The organism is Flavobacterium sp. MMLR14_040, assembly GCF_033657265.1.
Lineage (GTDB): Bacteria > Bacteroidota > Bacteroidia > Flavobacteriales > Flavobacteriaceae > Flavobacterium.
Map to the genome: position 1 here is coordinate 14847 of NZ_JAWVWO010000024.1, position 17486 is coordinate 32332.

Genomic DNA, 17486 nt, shown 5'->3' on the forward strand with positions numbered 1-17486 from the left:
TTAATTCAATTCTGAATGGTATTTTATTTTTCCAATTGATCCGGTTGGAGTTGGAATAAGTTCAAAAACAGAAGTAGGAGCTAGGCCTTGTTCTATGCGATGTGAAACATATAAAATACTCACATTTGTTTCTTGTTTTATAGTATTAATGAGTTGGATTACTAATTCTACATTTTCATCATCCAGACCTTCTACAGGTTCGTCGAGAATTAATAATGGCGGATGTTTTAAAACGGCGCGAACAATTAATGCAACTCTTTGCTGCCCGATGGAAAGATCGATGAAACGTTTTTTTCTTAAATGTGTCATTTCAATTACTTCAAGCCATTGCGAAACAATTTGTTTTTGATGTGTGGTTGGCTCAATGTAAAGTCCTATAGAATCGAAGAATCCGGAGAGAATCATTTCTTCTAAAGTGTGGCTTTTTTGAAATAAATCGGTCATTGAAGTTGCGAAGATTCCGATTTGTTTTTTGATGTCCCAAACGCTTTCGCCGCTTCCTTTTTTTCTTCCAAATAAAAATAAATCCTGACCAAAACCTTTCGGATTATCGCCTGTAATTAAGGATAAAATAGTGCTTTTCCCCGAACCATTCGGACCAATTAATTGCCAAAATTCGCCTTGTTTTATGGTCCATGAAATATTGTCGACTATTTTTCGTTCGTCATAACTTACAGAAACATTTTCTAATTTTATTAATACACTTTCGTGGAAGGAATGCGTTTCTATGGCTTTTGGAATTGCAGCTGTATTTAAGGTTTTAAAGTGGCTTTCGGTTTTTGAAATAGGATGCAGTTCAAATGTATTGTCTTTAATCTGGGCTTTATTCGGGACAAAATTTAATACGTCTGTAACACGATTTACAATTTGAATAATGGCAATAACATTTGCTAAATCTTTTAACGATTCTGCCAAAATTACGCGCGAAGCCTGATCTAAATGATCAAACGGGTTGTCGAAAATAATAAAATCAGGTTTTTGATTGATGCAGTATTTTAAGAATTCTTTTTTGCGTTCTCCTGAAGAAAAAGTGCGCAATTGTCTGTGTGATTCCGGAGAAGCTTCAACAGAATCGTATTGGTATTCTTTTTCGATAAATTTCTCGATCGCAATATCAGAAAACAAGATTCCTTTTTGGTTGTTAAAAACGGCTAATTCTCCTTTTGCTTCGCCTGAAAGTATTGTTTCTATAAAGGCTTTTTTATTTACCAGATTTGATAAAAGTATATCCCAATGTTGCATTTTGTTAGTTATTTTTTTTGCCACAGATTAAAAAGATTAGCACGGATTTTTAAAATCATTTTAATTCTTTAATCTATGGCTAATAATTATGAATTTTACTTCACGGTTTATTTTGTTTCTTGTGTAAACATGTCGCGATCGTTTCTCGACCATTCGCTCCAGGAACCCACATATAGTTTTGGAATTTCAATTCCCGCATAATTCATTGCTAACAATGTATGGCAGGCAGTAACTCCTGAACCGCAATGTATAATTACATTTTCGGGTTTTATGTCGCCTAAAATTTCAGTATATTTTTCAGCCAAAACTTCAGATGATTTATAAAAACCATTTTCATCTAAATTTTCGCTAAATGGAACATTTATGGCACCGGGAATATGTCCTGCAATTAAATCCAGCGGTTCTGTTAAACCATCAAAACGATTTTTATCTCTTACATCGATTACGATATTTTGACTGTTATTTCGGGCTTTTTCGACTTCTTCTATATCGGCAAAAGCCAAATTCCATTTCGAAATAGGATACTTTTCAGTTGTTTTAAAAGTTTCAATTTCAGAACTTGTCTCAAAACCAGCTTTTATTGCAGCCTGCAAACCTCCATTTATAACCTGAACTTTTTTATGTCCGATTGATTTTAGCATCCACCAAAATCTTGCAGCGGCATTCGATCCGTTTTTGTCATCATAAATAATAATATGACTTTGAGGTGAAATTCCCAGTTTTGAAAGTACTTCTGCAAAATTTTCCAATGATGGCAAAGGATGTCTTCCGCCATTTGCAGGATTTTTTTGTACAGCTGCCAAATCTTTATTCAAATCAATATAGCGAGCACCTTTTAAATGTTCGTTTCTATAATTTTCTTCGGCATTTGCGCCGGCTCGTGCATCAATTAAAACAACTTCAGATGAATCTTTTAAATTTAAAAGTTCTTCGGGATTTATAAGGGGCGAAAGTTTCATTTGGTATAGTTTGTTTTCTGGTATTGTTCAAATAAAAATTACCGTTGTTTTATTAATCAGGGATTTTTTCGATTAATATTTCATTTTCGGCCTTATCAAAATAAGTACAGGTCATGGCGATAATATCCACTCTCCATTTTGCAATTCCGCATTGTGCTGCGTGATTACAAAAAGTAAGATAATCTGTTTCACCGTTCTGGTGCATTACCAAAAATTCGATAAAACGTTCTTTATTAGCAAAGGCTTCAACTTTAATTTCAGGATATTTTTCGTCAGCACTAACATTGTAGTTGTTAACGCCGTAATATTCAACATGACCGTCATTTACGAATGTATCGTAGCCTAGAACACCCAGAATAATTAAGTCTTGTATATAGTTTGGAAAATCGGCTCCGCTTTTTACTTTGGCATGTGCTTCTTTTATTTGTTCGATTGTAAACATGATATTTTAGTTTTTAAGTTAAAAAGTTTGCTACGAATTACACTAATTTTTACGAATTCATATTGAAGAGTTTGCGTATAAAAATTGGTGCAAATCCGTGTAATTCGTGGCGAAAAAATCGTTCGTAGCGAAAAGATTATTGTTTCAAAAATACAATTAATGGTTTTATAAATTGATCGAAAGATTCAATATGTGGTAAATGTCCTGTATTTGGAACTTCAACTAATTTTGAATTCGGAATTGCCTTTTGCGTTTTTTTACCTAATTCGGCATAATTCCCCATTGTTTTTCTAACTTCTTCCGATACAAATTGTTTTCCTATTGCGGTTTTATCTCTTGTTCCGATGATTAGTAAAGTGGCACTTTTGATGTTTTTAAATTCGTAAACAACAGGCTGTGTAAAAATCATATCGTACATCAATGCCGAATTCCAAGCTACCCGGTCATAATTGGGTGCCGATGTCCAGCCCGCGCTTAGTTCTGCCCATTTCTGGAAATCTGCATTCCATTTTCCATCATAATAATTCGCCATTTGGTATTTTTTTATGGCTTCGTAATTTTGTTTTAGTTCGCTTTCGTACCATGAATCTATGGTTTGATAAGGAACAACAAGTTTCCAGTCTTCAAGACCAATCGGGTTTTCTAAAACTAATTTTTCAGCGGTTTCAGGATACATCAAAGTAAATCTTGTGGCTAACATTCCGCCCATTGAATGCCCTAGAATAGTTGTTTTCTTAATTCCCAAATGATCTAATAATTTTTTGGTGTTTTGAGCAAATTGCTGAAAGCTGTATTGATAAGTTTCGGGTTTTGTTGATTTTCCAAAACCAATCTGATCCGGAACAATTACGCGAAAACCTTCTTTTGTCAGGGCTTTTATAGTTGTTTCCCAATAAGCTCCGTTGAAGTTTTTGCCGTGTAGTAAAACGATATTTTTGTTGTTGTAATTATCGGGTTTAATATCCATATACGCCATTTTTAAAAGCTGGCGCTGATTGCTCAATTCTAAAAACTGAACAGGAAAAGGATATTCGTAATTGGTTAAATTAATGTCGAGTGCTTTTATATTTTCTTGCTGCGAAAAACAAAGAAAGGGAAGGAGAAGAATTATAAATTTCAGATTTTTCATTTCAGTTTAGTATTGGTTTGCATTAACTATAAAATTAAAGTTTACCATTTTAAAAGCAAAACTTAAAATCTTAAAGTTATCAGAAAATAACAATTTTGCATTATCCCATAACCGACCTTCTGGACAAAAATATTATAAATGAATTTAAACACAAATTGCACGAATTTGCACAAATTATAATAGTTACCTTAGTTTCTTAAATTTATTTCACAAATAAAATTAATGACAATTCGTGTAATTTTTGTTTGTTTTTATGCTTATTTCCAGACGCTATGCCATAACTGCAATAATGTTTAAGGCAACTTCGCCTAATTCTTGATTACCAATAATTTCTACTTTTTGTTTTGCATCATCCGGTGTTATTCCTTTTGAGAACAAAAGCCAGGCGTCGTCCGGATTTATTTTAATAATTGAAGTTGGCTTTTCTTCAAAGAATTCAATAAATTCCCATTGTTTTTCTTTTTTAATAATACTCCATTGACCTCCAATTTCAGTCTTTACAATCAAAGTTACGATTGTGCCTTTTTGTGCCGAAACATCCCGATAAGTGTGGGGTAAAGCATACATGAAAGTGCTGATAAAAGGATAGAATAATTCTTTGGTAAAAAGTGCCTGTTTGCCAACAGCATTTCGAATTTGTTGTTGATGCAGGAATTTTTCGGTGTATTCCCGGGCAATATGAAACCAGTTTAATGAAGTTTCTTCGCCAGCCCAATCTACTGAAAAAATGGCATCTTCAAAAGGATCTAATGTTTGTAAATGTGCTGCATATTGTTTTCCGGTACTTTCTAATAATTCAATTATAACATTCGGACTAAGTCGTTTTGTAGCGTTTGTCCAGGTCATATTGAGCTGATTTAAAAAGTCGACCAGATCACGGTATGAATTAATATTTTCAGGCTTTTCTCCAAAATAATGATCTCTTGAAAAAGATAAACCTCTCAGGTTTCCGTCAAGTAAATGGGAAGCAATATCTTTTACGATCCATTTTTTTGCAACAGTTCTGGCATTCCATTCATCTTCGGTTAATGATTTTAAAAGCTGAATTAACAAATCATCAAGAATAGAAAAAAGAGGTAAGGTTTTTATCGGAACAATTTCAGAAGATTTCATAAACTAATTCGCTTTTATGATGTTTTTATATCGTTGTTTTTAAGTGTTACAACCCGTTGCGGATACGGTATATCAATATCAGATTCATCAAAACGTTTTTTAATACTTTGCAATAAATCGCAATACATGACAAAACCATCTGTAGAATTTTTTGCCCAGGCCCATGCTTTTAAGGTAACGCTCGAATCTGCAAGAGCCACAACGCGCGCTACAACCAAAGGTGTATTTTGTTTCTTGTTTTCGGCTGTTCTGGTATCGATAAAAAGAGGATGTTTTGCAATTTCATCTTTCATGATTTCCAATGCTTTGTCAATATCTGATTCGTAACCGATACCAATTTCGATGATTTTACAGCATTTCGTATCGTGCATATTGGTATTTACAATAATCTGATTGCTAATGACGGAATTGGGAATAATGATTCGGTTGTTTTCGGCATCTTTCAAAACGACTTGTCTCAGGTTTATATCTTCAACCGTGCCAACAAAATTGTTGATGGTGATTTTATCGTTGATTCGGAAAGGCTTGAAAATTACCAGAAAAACACCACTTACAATATTGCTCAAAGCTTGTTGAGAAGCAAGTCCGGCGACTAATGAAATCATTCCCGCTCCGGCCAGAAAAGAATGCCCAATGATTTTAAATTCAGGAATTTGAATTAAAGCAAAAGCAAATCCTAAAATATAAATTACGGTTATAATTAAATGTTTTAAAAACTTTAATCCTGTGGCATCATATTCTTTATCAGATAATTTTCGGTACAAAAAATAACGCAATGCTTTTTCTGTAATAGCACCTAAAATAATAGTTGTAAGTGCAATTATTGCAATGGTAAAAGCTATTTTAAAGTCTTTTGTAAAATCGATCATGCGCTTTAAGTTTTGTGAAAATCCTAAAAAGTTAGAAAAGCTAATTTACGAAGTTTTCCAGCTATTAGCGTAATTGTTTTATAAAGTATTGCTAGACTTTTGCTGAGAAAGAACATTTTTTGCTGATTTTAAAATTATAATTAATTGATAGCTAATGTGATAAAGCAGGATAGGACAGGATGGTCTCTTTTGAGCTTATAAGTAAATTTAGTTATACTAACATATAACCAAAATTTATGAAAAAAAGTAACCTACCATTTAAGTTTTTACTTAAATTATTTATGATCTACGGATTTATTAACAGTTTTGTTAATCTTCAGGCTCAAACATTAGCTTTTCCTGAAGCCACTGGTTTTGGACGATTTACAACAGGGGCAAGAGGGGCTGCAAATCCTCAAATTTATTTGGTAACCAATTTAAACGACAGCGGCCCGGGTTCGTTTCGCGATGCCGTTAGTCAGGAAGGACGATTTGTGATATTTAAGGTTGGAGGTATTGTAAACTTGCAAACTCAGGTTGTTGTAGCAAGTAATACGACGATTGCAGGACAAACTGCAACAGGCGAGGGAATTGTGTTTTTGGGACCAAGAGTAACTTTTACAGGAGCCAATAATACGATTGCCAGATACCTTAGAATTCGGTATGGCGGAACTGCCCAAAATCAGGATGCATCGGGACTTGCAAATGGTGCCAATATGATTTTTGATCACATGACTTTTACCTGGGGAACAGATGAAGTTTTTTCTATAAACTGGGATAGTAAAGGTGTAAGTCCTGATAATATTACAATTCAGAATTCTATTATTGGGCAGGGATTGCATCGCCATAATCATTCGGCGGGCGGATTGATACAGCCTTCCGGCGGAAAAATAAGTTTGATTGGAAATTTATATATCTGCAATAAGACACGTAATAATAAAATTAAGGGAATTAATGAGTTTGTAAACAATGTGGTTTACAATTGGGGAAATTACGGTAATACCTACGGACACACAGAATCTGGCGATGCATACATTATGGGTGGTGATTCTGCAGGAAGTTCTGATGTAAATATCATTAATAATTATTTTATTGGCGGACCCAATACCAGTACAACTATTTCAACGCCTTTTAACCGCGGAAACGATAATTTCTCCTTGTACGGATCAGGAAATTACTTTGATAACAATAAAGATGGAGTTTTAAACGGGACTTTGGTTCCCGCAGATTTAACCGGATATCCTACAGGAGATATTTCTACGATATTATCAACTCCATATGATTATCCAATGAAGAACACTACTTTAAGTGCTCAGGATGCTTATAATAAAATAGTTTCAGATGTTGGAGCTTCTTATCCAAGACGTGATCAGGTTGATAATTTGATGATTTCTGATTTGATGTCGAAAGGAACAACGGCAACTTATGTTTATGTTCAAACAGATTTGGCTACTCAATTTGGATTTATAAACGGTGGTGCAGGTCATGTTTACGGCGCTCCGGCTCCTTTGGATACAGACAATGACGGAATGCCGGATGCCTGGGAAGATGCAAATGGATTGAATAAAAACCTTGCCGATGCTTTATCTGTTAGTACATCGCACGCGCCTTATCTGAATATTGAGGTTTATATTAATGGATTAACGAATGAAACGCCTCCCGATTTTGTAATTCCGCCATCAAATATAAATTTTACAGATCTGGTTTCTATCGAAAATCCCGCATCGAGTTCTTTAAACATTAACTGGACTGATAGCGCCACTAATGAAAATAATTATATTGTAGAACGTTCTGTAAATGGCACTGATTTTATAGTAATTGCGACATTAGGCGCTAATATTACAAGTTATAACGATACCGGTTTAGCACCAAATACACAATATTATTATCGTGTTAAAGCAACAAATAGTACTGAATCATCGGTTTATGAAACTACATCTTTAACTACACCGCCAATTCCGTTACCACCAACTAAGGCAACAGCTCCAAGCCCGGATTCGGGATTTATTAATGCTGAATTGTCGGGCGGTAACTTAACTTTGAAATGGAGCGGGAGTTCTAATACAGTAAACTATGCTGTATATTTTGGTACAGATCCTTTAAACTTAACCAAATTAGGCGATGTTGCTTATACTGCAAATCCACTTTATCAGGTTACGGGTTTAAGTTCGGCAGTAAATTATTATTGGAGAATTGATGCCATCAATGAAAAAGGAACAACAACGGGAGATGTATGGAGTTTCCGTGCGCTTACACCAAGTCTTGTTGGGCATTGGCCGTTTAAAGAAACTGCTTCTCAGGGAGAACAAATTACAGATATTACATCTTATGCCAATCATGGGGCTTTGGATATTGCTTTTGATAATGCCAATGTAAGAGTAGCCGGAAAAGCAAATAATGCGATTGATTTTGCAACATCTGCAAATGATAAAATTATGGTGAAGATTCCAAATCAGGATCATTTGTTGTTTGATAAAAGTTCGTTTACAATTTCATTTTGGATGAAAGCGGCTCCGGTTTTATTGCCAGGTTCTTCAACCACTAGTATTTATGTTTTGTGTAAAGGTTCGTTTACCAAAAACACAACAACAGGAGCAACCGGAAGAAGATATAATATAGAAATCAAGGGCGGACTCTTGCGTTTTGCCATTGATGATGATAAAACGAAAAAAGAAGTAACAACAGCCGCCGCCAAATATTTTACAGACGATTGGGTAAATGTTGTTATTATGAGAGATGTTCTTGCTCATAAAATGAGAATTTATACCAATGGCGTATTCTCGGCTGAACTGGATGAATCTGCCGTAACCGGAATTTCTGAAGAAACGGGTTTAATAATTGGCAATATCGGAGAATTGGAACTCGCATCAGGAACTGCGCCTGCACCGTATAAAGGGAAATTTGATGAGCTTCAGGTATTCAATTATCCTTTAAATGCAACTGAAGTATTGGGATTATTTAATCAGGAATTTTTAAGTACCGAAAAATTTAGCCAGCATAAAAATGCAGGAATTGTATATCCAAATCCCGTAAAAGATCAAATTTTTATTAATATTCCGGATCATGCATCGTCTTATGCAACGGCAACTTTGAGCGATATGACAGGCAAAATTATTCTGAAAGAAAAAATTACTTCTGATGGAAACGGGCTTTTTGCTTTAAATATTTCGAATAGAAAAATAGCAGGAATATATGTTTTGAATATTTCTTTGGAAGATTTAAACAGAACTTTTAAAATTTTAGCAGAATAACTTTCTAAACACATAGAAACATAGTTTTGTGTTGTCAAAAAAGAATACAAAAAGAAACGAGTTTCTCACACATAGTCAGCTATGTTTGTTTAGATAAGTAAAACGCCTTTTTAGGTTTTTAAAATCTATGTTTCTATGTGTTTAAATAAATTATATTCAAAGATTTCTAATAAAAAAAACCGTTACATTGATTTGTAACGGTTTTGTAATTTATAAAAATCAGATTTTAATTTAAAGCCCAACAAAATCATCACTTTTCGGGAAAATACTTAAAGCTTCGATAGCAATTTCCGGCGTTGGAGAAGCTAATTTACGCAATTTCGTATCCATCCAGGCGCCATCTACGGTAATTACGGCACAAAGTGTATCGTCTTCTTTTCTAAATTCGTGAATGATAGACCAGCGCGAAGCATCAGCTTTCATTTTTGATGTTTTAGTATGAATGAATATTTTGTCTGAAAGTTTTAATTCTTTTCTAAAAACACATTCTTCTCTAAACAAAACAGGACCAAAACCCTGCGTTTGCATTACTTTTAAAGTTAAGCCTAATTCTTCCAGGATTTCGATACGATGCTGTGCGCCAAAATCGTAATAAGCACTGTGACGAACGTGAAAATTAGGGTCAAGATCTGACCAGCGAAAAGATATTTGTTTGGTAAATGAAGCCATTTTTTATTTTAATTTTATGAAAATCGAAATTACAAATAAAAAAGCAAAGGCAACTTTTTTGAAAAGTTAAATCTTAAAAATACTCTGTTTTAAAAGGTGTGAAATCCTGTAGTTTTGGCAAAGGCCGAATCATCATTTTCGTTTGTTTTTTTGTTTTCGGAAAATCATCTTCGCCGTAAGGTTCTGTTGTTTTTATTCTGACTCCGGTTGAAAGATTAAAATCAACGATTCCCATTGTTCCCTGACCGTCAGAATATACCTGGGAGAAACCGATTAACTCAAAATTCCCGTTTTGATATCTGAATTTGTGTTCAAAATTCCCCCGGATAAGTTCGTTATGAATGCTTAAAACTCCTTTTATAATGGTTATTTCATAAAAAGAATTACCATTGTAATAACCGTTTCTCCCTTCTGGAAATTGTGGATCTATTGCTTTGATTGTAGAAATTATTTTTTTGAAAGTACCATTAGTTTCTGCAAAATAAATTTCGAGTTTGTATGGCGCTGTTTCACTTACAGTATCTTGTAAAACCTGAACGTAATCAATTAAACCATCTTTATTTAAATCACCTTTTACTTTTGTAATTTCTTTGGTGAAATTGTTTTGGGCAGAAAGCATTACTGAAAAAAGAAGGGCAAACGGAAATATAAATTTGGGCATTATAAGTTATTTTAATTTTGATTCTTCAATGACAGAAATTGTTATGTCATCTTCATTTAATGATTGTAAAAAATCAGAGGCGTCAAATACTTCACCAATAGTTGTTACACCGGTTTTCTTCAATTTTCCTGATAATATTCTGTTCACAGTTTCAACAACCAAAGGCGATGTAACGGCATATATATCTTGGCCTTGAGCCAAAATAGTTCTTTTTGTATTTTCTTTTATTGCGACAACTTCTAAACAAAAAAGCTGAGATGATCTGTTCTTTTCATCGGTTGGTTTTGGTTCTGGAGTTTCTGCATTTCGAAGATCATCTAATGAGTTTTGACTCAGGAAAGTATTAATGGAATTTACTTTTAAATGACGCGAGATCGTAATAATTTCTGAAAGAGGCAAAGCCACAACATCTTTAATTCCGATTGGATTTTTAAAATCCCATTGTATTGGAGCACTCGGCTGGAGTTCCTGTAAACGATTGTCTTTTAAGGTTAATCTTGTATAATGATTTCTATCTCCCGTTAATCGAGTTCCTTTTGTAGGATGCCATGAATCCAGGCCAATGTAAACATTTATCTCATCAATTGTGTCCCAATCCTGAGTTATGGCAGTGCTTAATAAATCGGCCAATCCGCCGTAAAAAGCAACGGCAGGAATTACTGAAATTTCGCTTGATTTTGCTTTTTCCGAAAACTTTTCAAATACATCTAAAACGGCTTTTTGTTCGGCGCTTAAATCTATATAATGAATTCCTAATCGCAAAGCCGATTGAATGATAGGTTCTGCAGTGTCTAAAAAAGGACCGGCGCAGTTTATAATAATTTTTGTTCCCGAAAAGGCTTCGTCTAATGATTTTGAATCACTAATATCTGCTGCTTTTATCGCTGAATCCGGATATTGTTGCTGTAGATATAATAACTTTTCATAATCTCTTCCGGAAAGAATTAATTTGTAGCCTTGCCTTTGAAGTTCAGCTGTAATAAATTTCCCGGTATGCCCGTAAGCGCCATAAATTGCAATGCTGTTTTCCATTATTAGAAAGATTTATTTTGTTTAAAAAGACTGATTTATTTAGAATAAAAATCAAATGGTTTCTAAATTATCCCATTCATATTCTATCTTATTTAATTTTAGATAATACGGGATAAGAAGAAAAATTTCAATTCGAATTTGAATATGACCGTCTCCGGTTGTAAAGGGAAGTATAAACATTGAAGCGATACAAATTACAACTCCACAAATGGCATCGATTTTGCCAATTGAGATTGCATTTGGTTTTTCAAACCAAAGAGAATAAGCGGCAAAACCTTTAAATGCTGCAATTGCAATAATGAAAAGTCCAGTGCCAGTATACGCATTGTTGCTTGAAAAACCATAAAGGGATAAGTCAATATTTGACATAAATAAATTACCAATGAGCGAACTTATTGCACAAATACCCAAAAGCATAAAAATCCAGCAAAAGGTTTTAATCCACCATGGTAAAAGTTTTCTTCTGATGACAGGAGGTTTTTCAAATTCGTTAAATTGGCTTTCTAATTCCTGATCCATTATACTTATTTTCTTGTTTGTAAAATTATTTCTTAGAAAACCTGATATGTTATTCCAAATCTGAAAATTTTAGAATATGCATCATTTGTACCTCCAACATATCCGTCCATATAATTTAGCAATCCGAAAGAATAGCCCAGATAAACACCAAATTTTTTATAATCTGTCGATACCTGAATCCTCGGGCGAAAATCGGTACTTATTGTTTTTCTGTCTACAGAGGTTGTATAGTTATTTCCGTCTTCATCAGTAGCGTCTCCGCATTCTTTAGTGTTTAAAATGCTGGCAAAATCAAAACCAGCTACTAAATCTATTGGTAATTTTGATGCATTAAAACGATATCCTATAAAAGGATTTGCATTTATAGTATTGATGCTCATTATTGTTTTTCCGGAAGCAGGAACGTTATAACTATTTACTTCATTATACAGAGATATAGAGTTTATAGAAGTTTTGCTTCCTATGTTTTCGTACCCTAAACCAATTCCATATACAAAGTTAGCTTTGGTTACTCTTTTTAAATTTACAGAAACGCCATAAGAAAGTACATTTTTTGAGCCATAAGGATTGTTTGTATATCCTGAACCTGAGTTGTTATTAAAGTTTATAGACGAAGAAGATTCTGCGCTTTCTCCACTAAAAGAAGAAAGTCCTGAATCCAGCGACACTCTTAATTCGGTTTTTTGGCAATATGAATTTGAATAGATTAGAAAAGAAAATGCAAATACAATTAGTTTTTTCATTAGGTTTTGGTTTAGTTTATGGAACGCTAATGTAGCTAAAATTGTATTATATGTTATTTGCAAATTGTTATTCTTTTTGCTCTTCTTCTTTTAAATTCAGCTTTTTCACAATCCACGGAAGTGTCAGTCCTTGCCCAATAAGCGTTAAAAGAACAACGGCTACAGAAATAAATATTATGGCATTTCGTTGGGGAAAAGGAGTTCCGTCTTCAAGGAATTTCGGCAAACCTAAAGCGATTGCAAGAGAAACAATTCCGCGCATTCCGGACCAGCTGATAATGAAACTATTTTTAGAATCCAGTAGGGCGTGTTCGCTTACTTTTCGTCTTTTTTTATCATTGTTTTGAAAAGCTTTTTGAAGATTAATTTTTTGAAGAAATATCCTTATCATTCTGGTCAATAATGCTACAGCTGTTATAACGGCTGCATAACCAATGTATGGTAAAATCATATCGTTATCAATATCTTTTAGGATATATCTAAAATTTAGTCCGATTAGGATAAAGATTAATCCGTTTAGGAGGAAAATAATAATGTCCCAAAGGCTTTTTGAACTGTTTTTTAAGTTTTGAGGAAAAATTTTATTACTGAAGCGGGATATTGCCAAACCTAATACGACAACAGCAATTACTCCCGAAACGTGAAGATGTTCTGCAATTAAATACGTTACAAATGGCATTAAAAGCATAAAACCAATGGTCGCATTGGTGTTTTTATGGACTTTGGTAAGAATGACCGATAAAATTTTTGCCATAACAAAACCAACTAAAAAACCTCCGCCTAATAATAATATAAAGTTAAGTGTGGCTTTCCAGATTATAAATGCAGAACCCATTGCGGCTGCCACGGCAAAACGGTATGCAACTAAGGCTGAGGCATCATTAATAAGACTTTCTCCTTCGAGTATTGTAATGGTTTTTTCGGGTATTCCTAAACCTTTTGTTATGCTTACTGCTGCAACGGCATCGGTGGCAGAAAGTATGGCGCCAAGTACAAAAGATAGTGGCCAGCTCATGCCGGGAATCATGTAATGTGAGACGACTGCGATCCAAAATGTGGTTAGGAAAACCAATGGTATTGCCAAATTGCTTATTGTACCCAGGTTTGTTTTAAAATGTTTTGGAGAAATATTAAAAGAAGCATCATACAAAAGTGGCGGAAGAAATATCAGAAAGATAATTTCTGGATTGATTTCGATTTCGCCCATTGAAGGGATAAAGCCAATTGCGATTCCGGCAATTACTAAAAGAATTGGGTAGTGTAATTTTACTTTATCTGCAAATGCAGAGAGACCAATTACAATGGCGAGTATAAAAATAATAATGCTGTAGTTTTCCATTTTTATATTTTAGAAAAATGCTAATGTAAGTATTTCGGGATTTAATTGAAAATATTGGAAAGATATTAAACTGTCAGAAGAAAATGATTTTCTTATGAAACAGGATGCCCTAGCCCTGATGGGAGCGGCATCCTTTTGTGCCGGGGTTCGGCACAAAAGATACAGCGGACAGCAGGAAACAGCTCCTGATAATGACACGTAAAGTACTGATATGCCATGATTGTCAGGTTTTAAAAATGTCATGTTGTCAGATGAATTTTATTGCGCCGACATGAAACTGACAATTTACTTTGGTTTTTTATATTGGCACAAAGATTGACTTATGCCACCTGAGTTATAAAATGTATATCAAAATTAAATATATAAAAAATGGGTAAAATAATCGGAATTGACTTAGGTACGACGAACTCTTGTGTTTCTGTAATGGAAGGTAACGAAGCAGTTGTTATTCCTAACGCAGAAGGAAAAAGAACAACGCCATCTATCATCGCTTTTGTTGAAGGTGGAGAAATTAAAGTAGGTGATCCTGCAAAAAGACAAGCGGTAACGAATCCTACAAAAACGATTGCTTCTATTAAACGTTTTATGGGACACACTTTTGCTGAAACTCAGGAAGAGGCAAAAAGAGTTCCTTACAGTGTTGTAAAAGGTGACAACAATACGCCACGTGTGGATATTGACGGTCGTTTATACACTGCGCAAGAATTGTCAGCAATGACACTTCAAAAAATGAAAAAAACTGCTGAAGACTATTTAGGTCAAACTGTAACTGAAGCAGTTATTACTGTTCCTGCTTACTTTAACGATGCACAACGTCAAGCTACTAAAGAAGCTGGAGAAATTGCTGGTCTTAAAGTTATGCGTATCATCAACGAGCCAACTGCTGCTGCACTTGCTTACGGATTAGATAAAAAAGGAACTGATCAAAAAATTGCTGTTTACGATTTAGGTGGAGGTACTTTTGATATCTCTGTTCTTGAATTAGGAGACGGTGTATTTGAAGTATTGTCTACAAATGGTGATACTCACTTAGGTGGAGATGATTTTGACCAGGTTATTATTGACTGGTTAGCTGACGAATTCAAATCTGAAGAAGGTATTGATTTACGTTTAGATCCAATGTCATTGCAACGTTTGAAAGAAGCTGCAGAGAAAGCTAAGATTGAATTATCATCTTCTGCAGAAACTGAAATCAACTTACCTTACGTAACTGCTACTGCTTCTGGACCAAAACACTTAGTGAAAAAATTGTCTAGAGCTAAATTTGAGCAATTATCTGATACTTTAGTAAAACGTTCTATGGAGCCAGTTGCTAAAGCATTAAAAGATGCAGGTTTATCTACATCTGATATCGACGAAGTAATCCTTGTTGGAGGTTCTACTCGTATGCCAAGAATCGCTGACGAAGTGGAGAAATTCTTTGGTAAAAAAGCATCTAAAGGAGTTAACCCTGATGAGGTTGTTGCTATTGGAGCTGCTATTCAAGGTGGAGTTTTATCTGGAGATGTAAAAGATGTATTGTTACTTGACGTAACACCTCTTTCTTTAGGTATCGAAACTATGGGTGGTGTATTGACTAAATTAATCGAGTCTAACACAACTATTCCAACTAAAAAATCTCAAGTATTCTCTACTGCTGCTGATTCTCAACCATCTGTTGAAATCCACGTATTACAAGGAGAAAGAGCTATGGCTGCTGATAACAAAACTATCGGTCGTTTCCACTTAGATGGTATTCCACCAGCACCAAGAGGAGTTCCTCAAATCGAGGTTACTTTTGATATCGATGCAAATGGTATCATCAAAGTTTCTGCAACTGATAAAGGAACAGGAAAATCTCACGATATCCGTATCGAAGCTTCTTCTGGATTAACAGCTGAAGAAATCGAAAAAATGAAAAAAGATGCTGAAGCTAACGCTGACGCTGATAAAATAGCTAAAGAAAGAGCTGAGAAATTAAACGAAGCTGACAGCATGATTTTCCAAACAGAAAGTCAATTGAAAGAGTTAGGAAGTAAACTTGCTGACGATCATAAAGTTGCTGTAGAGTACGCTTTAACTGAATTGAGAATGGCTCACCAATCTCAAGACATTCCAGCTATTCAAACGGCTCTTGACAACATCAATGCAGCTTGGAAAACAGCTACAGAAGCTATGTATGCTCAAGGAGATCAAGGTCAACAAGCAGCTCCACAACAAGAGCAATCGCAAGGTGACAATGTTGAAGACGTTGAATTCGAAGAAGTCAAATAATTCTTCTTTAACAATAATGAAAACCGGACTAGTGATAGTCCGGTTTTTTTGTGGCCATAAATGAACGTAGTGTATGGTAGAGACGCACTGCAGTGCGTCTAATAAGTATAGATTGTTAGGTAATTCACAAAATGACAAATGTCATTTCCCATCCGGATTCTTTTTTGTAATATTACTATATAATTGATTTTTTGAATGAGAAAGATAAAATACAAGAAAGGGCGCAAGCTTCAACATATTACTTTAGAGTATACAGGCTCTCATAAAGATCATGAATCTGAGATGCAGCTTTTTGTATATGATAATGAAGACGTTATTGAATACGATAAATTTACTATTCTGGCTTTAAATACATGTATAGATTACTCTAAGAATAACTGGCTGAATATCCATGGATTAAATGATATTAATCTGATAAAAACGATTGGAGCGCATTTTAAAGTTGATGATTTTTTGCTGGCAGATATTTTAAATACCACTAAAAGAACCAAATTACAAGAGCAGGAGGATATTTTGTTTTTTAATATAAAATCGCTTTTGCCATCTGAATATTCAGATAATATAAGCGTTGAACAGCTTAGTTTTATTCTAAAAGATGGGGTTTTAATTTCATTTCAGGAAAAGCGTAGCGACTTTTTCACTCATATTAGGGAACGTCTTCGCACACATGCGGGAATTGTTCGCACAAAAAAAGTCGATTATCTATTGTACTTACTGCTGGACGCTGTAATGGAAAATTTTTACATTACAATTGAAGATGAAGAGGATAAAATTGAAGATTTAATCAATTTGACCAAAAAAGGTGCAGACCCGATTATTCTGGAAAAGATTGAAAATCATCGTGATAATTTCAATTTTCTAAAACGTGCCATTGTGCCGCTTCGGGATTCATTGTATTATTTGAAAACAATTAAAGATGATGATGAAAATAAACTCATTCAGAAAGATACCTTTAATTTTTTTATCAGGCTTCATCAAAAAAGTTTAGAACTTTTAGAACAAATTGAGTCCGATATGAGTTCATTAGAAAGCGCATCAAACTTTTATTTTTCGGAACAAAGCCGAAAAATGAATGAGATCATGAAAACGCTGACAATTATTTCAGCAATCTTTATTCCACTCACTTTTATTGTGGGAGTATACGGAATGAACTTTGATTATATGCCGGAATTACGTGCCAGAAATGGTTATTTTATGGTCATGGGAGGCATGTTTTTATTAGTCATTGCCCTTATTATTTATTTCAAAAAAAGACGTTGGTTTTAACGTTTGTTTCAGTTGAAAAA

Annotated in this window: 15 protein-coding genes; 3 read left to right on the forward strand and 12 right to left on the reverse strand. The window is 34.3% G+C overall.

The window, feature by feature from the left end; translation table 11 throughout:
• The 6 genes from SD960_RS21100 to SD960_RS21125 all read right to left on the reverse strand — a co-directional run bounded on the left by SD960_RS21100 (position 1) and on the right by SD960_RS21125 (position 5754).
• A complete protein-coding gene (locus SD960_RS21100) occupies positions 1 to 1242 on the reverse strand; it encodes an ATP-binding cassette domain-containing protein (protein ID WP_318805843.1) in 1242 nt (413 codons plus the stop codon).
• A 107-nt stretch (positions 1243 to 1349) separates the two neighbouring features.
• Positions 1350 to 2201, reverse strand: coding sequence for a sulfurtransferase (locus SD960_RS21105; RefSeq protein ID WP_318805844.1), 852 nt, complete (start codon positions 2199 to 2201; stop codon positions 1350 to 1352).
• A gap of 52 nt (positions 2202 to 2253) precedes the next feature.
• Positions 2254 to 2643 (reverse strand): DUF1398 domain-containing protein, encoded by a 390-nt coding sequence (locus tag SD960_RS21110; protein ID WP_318805845.1) that lies wholly within the window; start codon positions 2641 to 2643, stop codon positions 2254 to 2256.
• 136 nt (positions 2644 to 2779) lie between these two features.
• Positions 2780 to 3772 (reverse strand): alpha/beta hydrolase, encoded by a 993-nt coding sequence (locus SD960_RS21115; protein ID WP_318805846.1) that lies wholly within the window; start codon positions 3770 to 3772, stop codon positions 2780 to 2782.
• Between the two features lie 270 nt (positions 3773 to 4042).
• Entirely contained in the window at positions 4043 to 4885 is an 843-nt protein-coding gene (locus SD960_RS21120; RefSeq protein ID WP_318805847.1) for a maleylpyruvate isomerase N-terminal domain-containing protein, read from the reverse strand.
• Positions 4886 to 4899: 14 nt separating this feature from the next.
• Positions 4900 to 5754 (reverse strand): mechanosensitive ion channel family protein, encoded by an 855-nt coding sequence (locus tag SD960_RS21125; protein ID WP_318805848.1) that lies wholly within the window; start codon positions 5752 to 5754, stop codon positions 4900 to 4902.
• Between the two features lie 236 nt (positions 5755 to 5990).
• On the opposite strand from SD960_RS21125, the gene SD960_RS21130 reads away from it, so the two are divergent.
• Positions 5991 to 8984 (forward strand): LamG-like jellyroll fold domain-containing protein, encoded by a 2994-nt coding sequence (locus SD960_RS21130; RefSeq protein WP_318805849.1) that lies wholly within the window; start codon positions 5991 to 5993, stop codon positions 8982 to 8984.
• Between the two features lie 231 nt (positions 8985 to 9215).
• Here the strand turns inward: SD960_RS21130 and SD960_RS21135 are convergent, their stop codons facing one another.
• From SD960_RS21135 to SD960_RS21160, 6 genes are all read right to left on the reverse strand, one after another.
• A complete protein-coding gene (locus SD960_RS21135; RefSeq protein WP_318805850.1) occupies positions 9216 to 9653 on the reverse strand; it encodes an acyl-CoA thioesterase in 438 nt (145 codons plus the stop codon).
• Positions 9654 to 9726: 73 nt separating this feature from the next.
• Positions 9727 to 10314 (reverse strand): hypothetical protein, encoded by a 588-nt coding sequence (locus tag SD960_RS21140; protein ID WP_318805851.1) that lies wholly within the window; start codon positions 10312 to 10314, stop codon positions 9727 to 9729.
• 6 nt (positions 10315 to 10320) lie between these two features.
• Positions 10321 to 11346: a saccharopine dehydrogenase family protein gene (locus tag SD960_RS21145; RefSeq protein WP_318805852.1), complete on the reverse strand. Its 1026-nt coding sequence runs from the start codon at positions 11344 to 11346 to the stop codon at positions 10321 to 10323.
• A gap of 51 nt (positions 11347 to 11397) precedes the next feature.
• Positions 11398 to 11865, reverse strand: coding sequence for a hypothetical protein (locus tag SD960_RS21150; RefSeq protein ID WP_318805853.1), 468 nt, complete (start codon positions 11863 to 11865; stop codon positions 11398 to 11400).
• Positions 11866 to 11897: 32 nt separating this feature from the next.
• Entirely contained in the window at positions 11898 to 12608 is a 711-nt protein-coding gene (locus tag SD960_RS21155; protein WP_318805854.1) for a hypothetical protein, read from the reverse strand.
• 67 nt (positions 12609 to 12675) lie between these two features.
• The gene (locus SD960_RS21160; protein ID WP_318805855.1) at positions 12676 to 13947 is read right to left on the reverse strand and encodes a Na+/H+ antiporter; all 1272 of its coding nucleotides are present in this window, start codon (positions 13945 to 13947) and stop codon (positions 12676 to 12678) included.
• A gap of 369 nt (positions 13948 to 14316) precedes the next feature.
• Here SD960_RS21160 and dnaK point away from each other — a divergent pair, with 369 nt between their 5' ends.
• Together dnaK and corA are read left to right on the forward strand one after the other, a co-directional pair.
• Positions 14317 to 16200 carry a molecular chaperone DnaK gene (gene dnaK, locus SD960_RS21165; RefSeq protein ID WP_042564297.1) on the forward strand — a complete coding sequence of 628 codons (1884 nt, stop codon included), beginning with the start codon at positions 14317 to 14319 and terminating at the stop codon, positions 16198 to 16200.
• 195 nt (positions 16201 to 16395) lie between these two features.
• Complete coding sequence (gene corA / locus SD960_RS21170; protein ID WP_318805856.1) at positions 16396 to 17466, forward strand: magnesium/cobalt transporter CorA; 1071 nt, start codon at positions 16396 to 16398, stop codon at positions 17464 to 17466.
• Positions 17467 to 17486 lie beyond the last annotated feature (20 nt).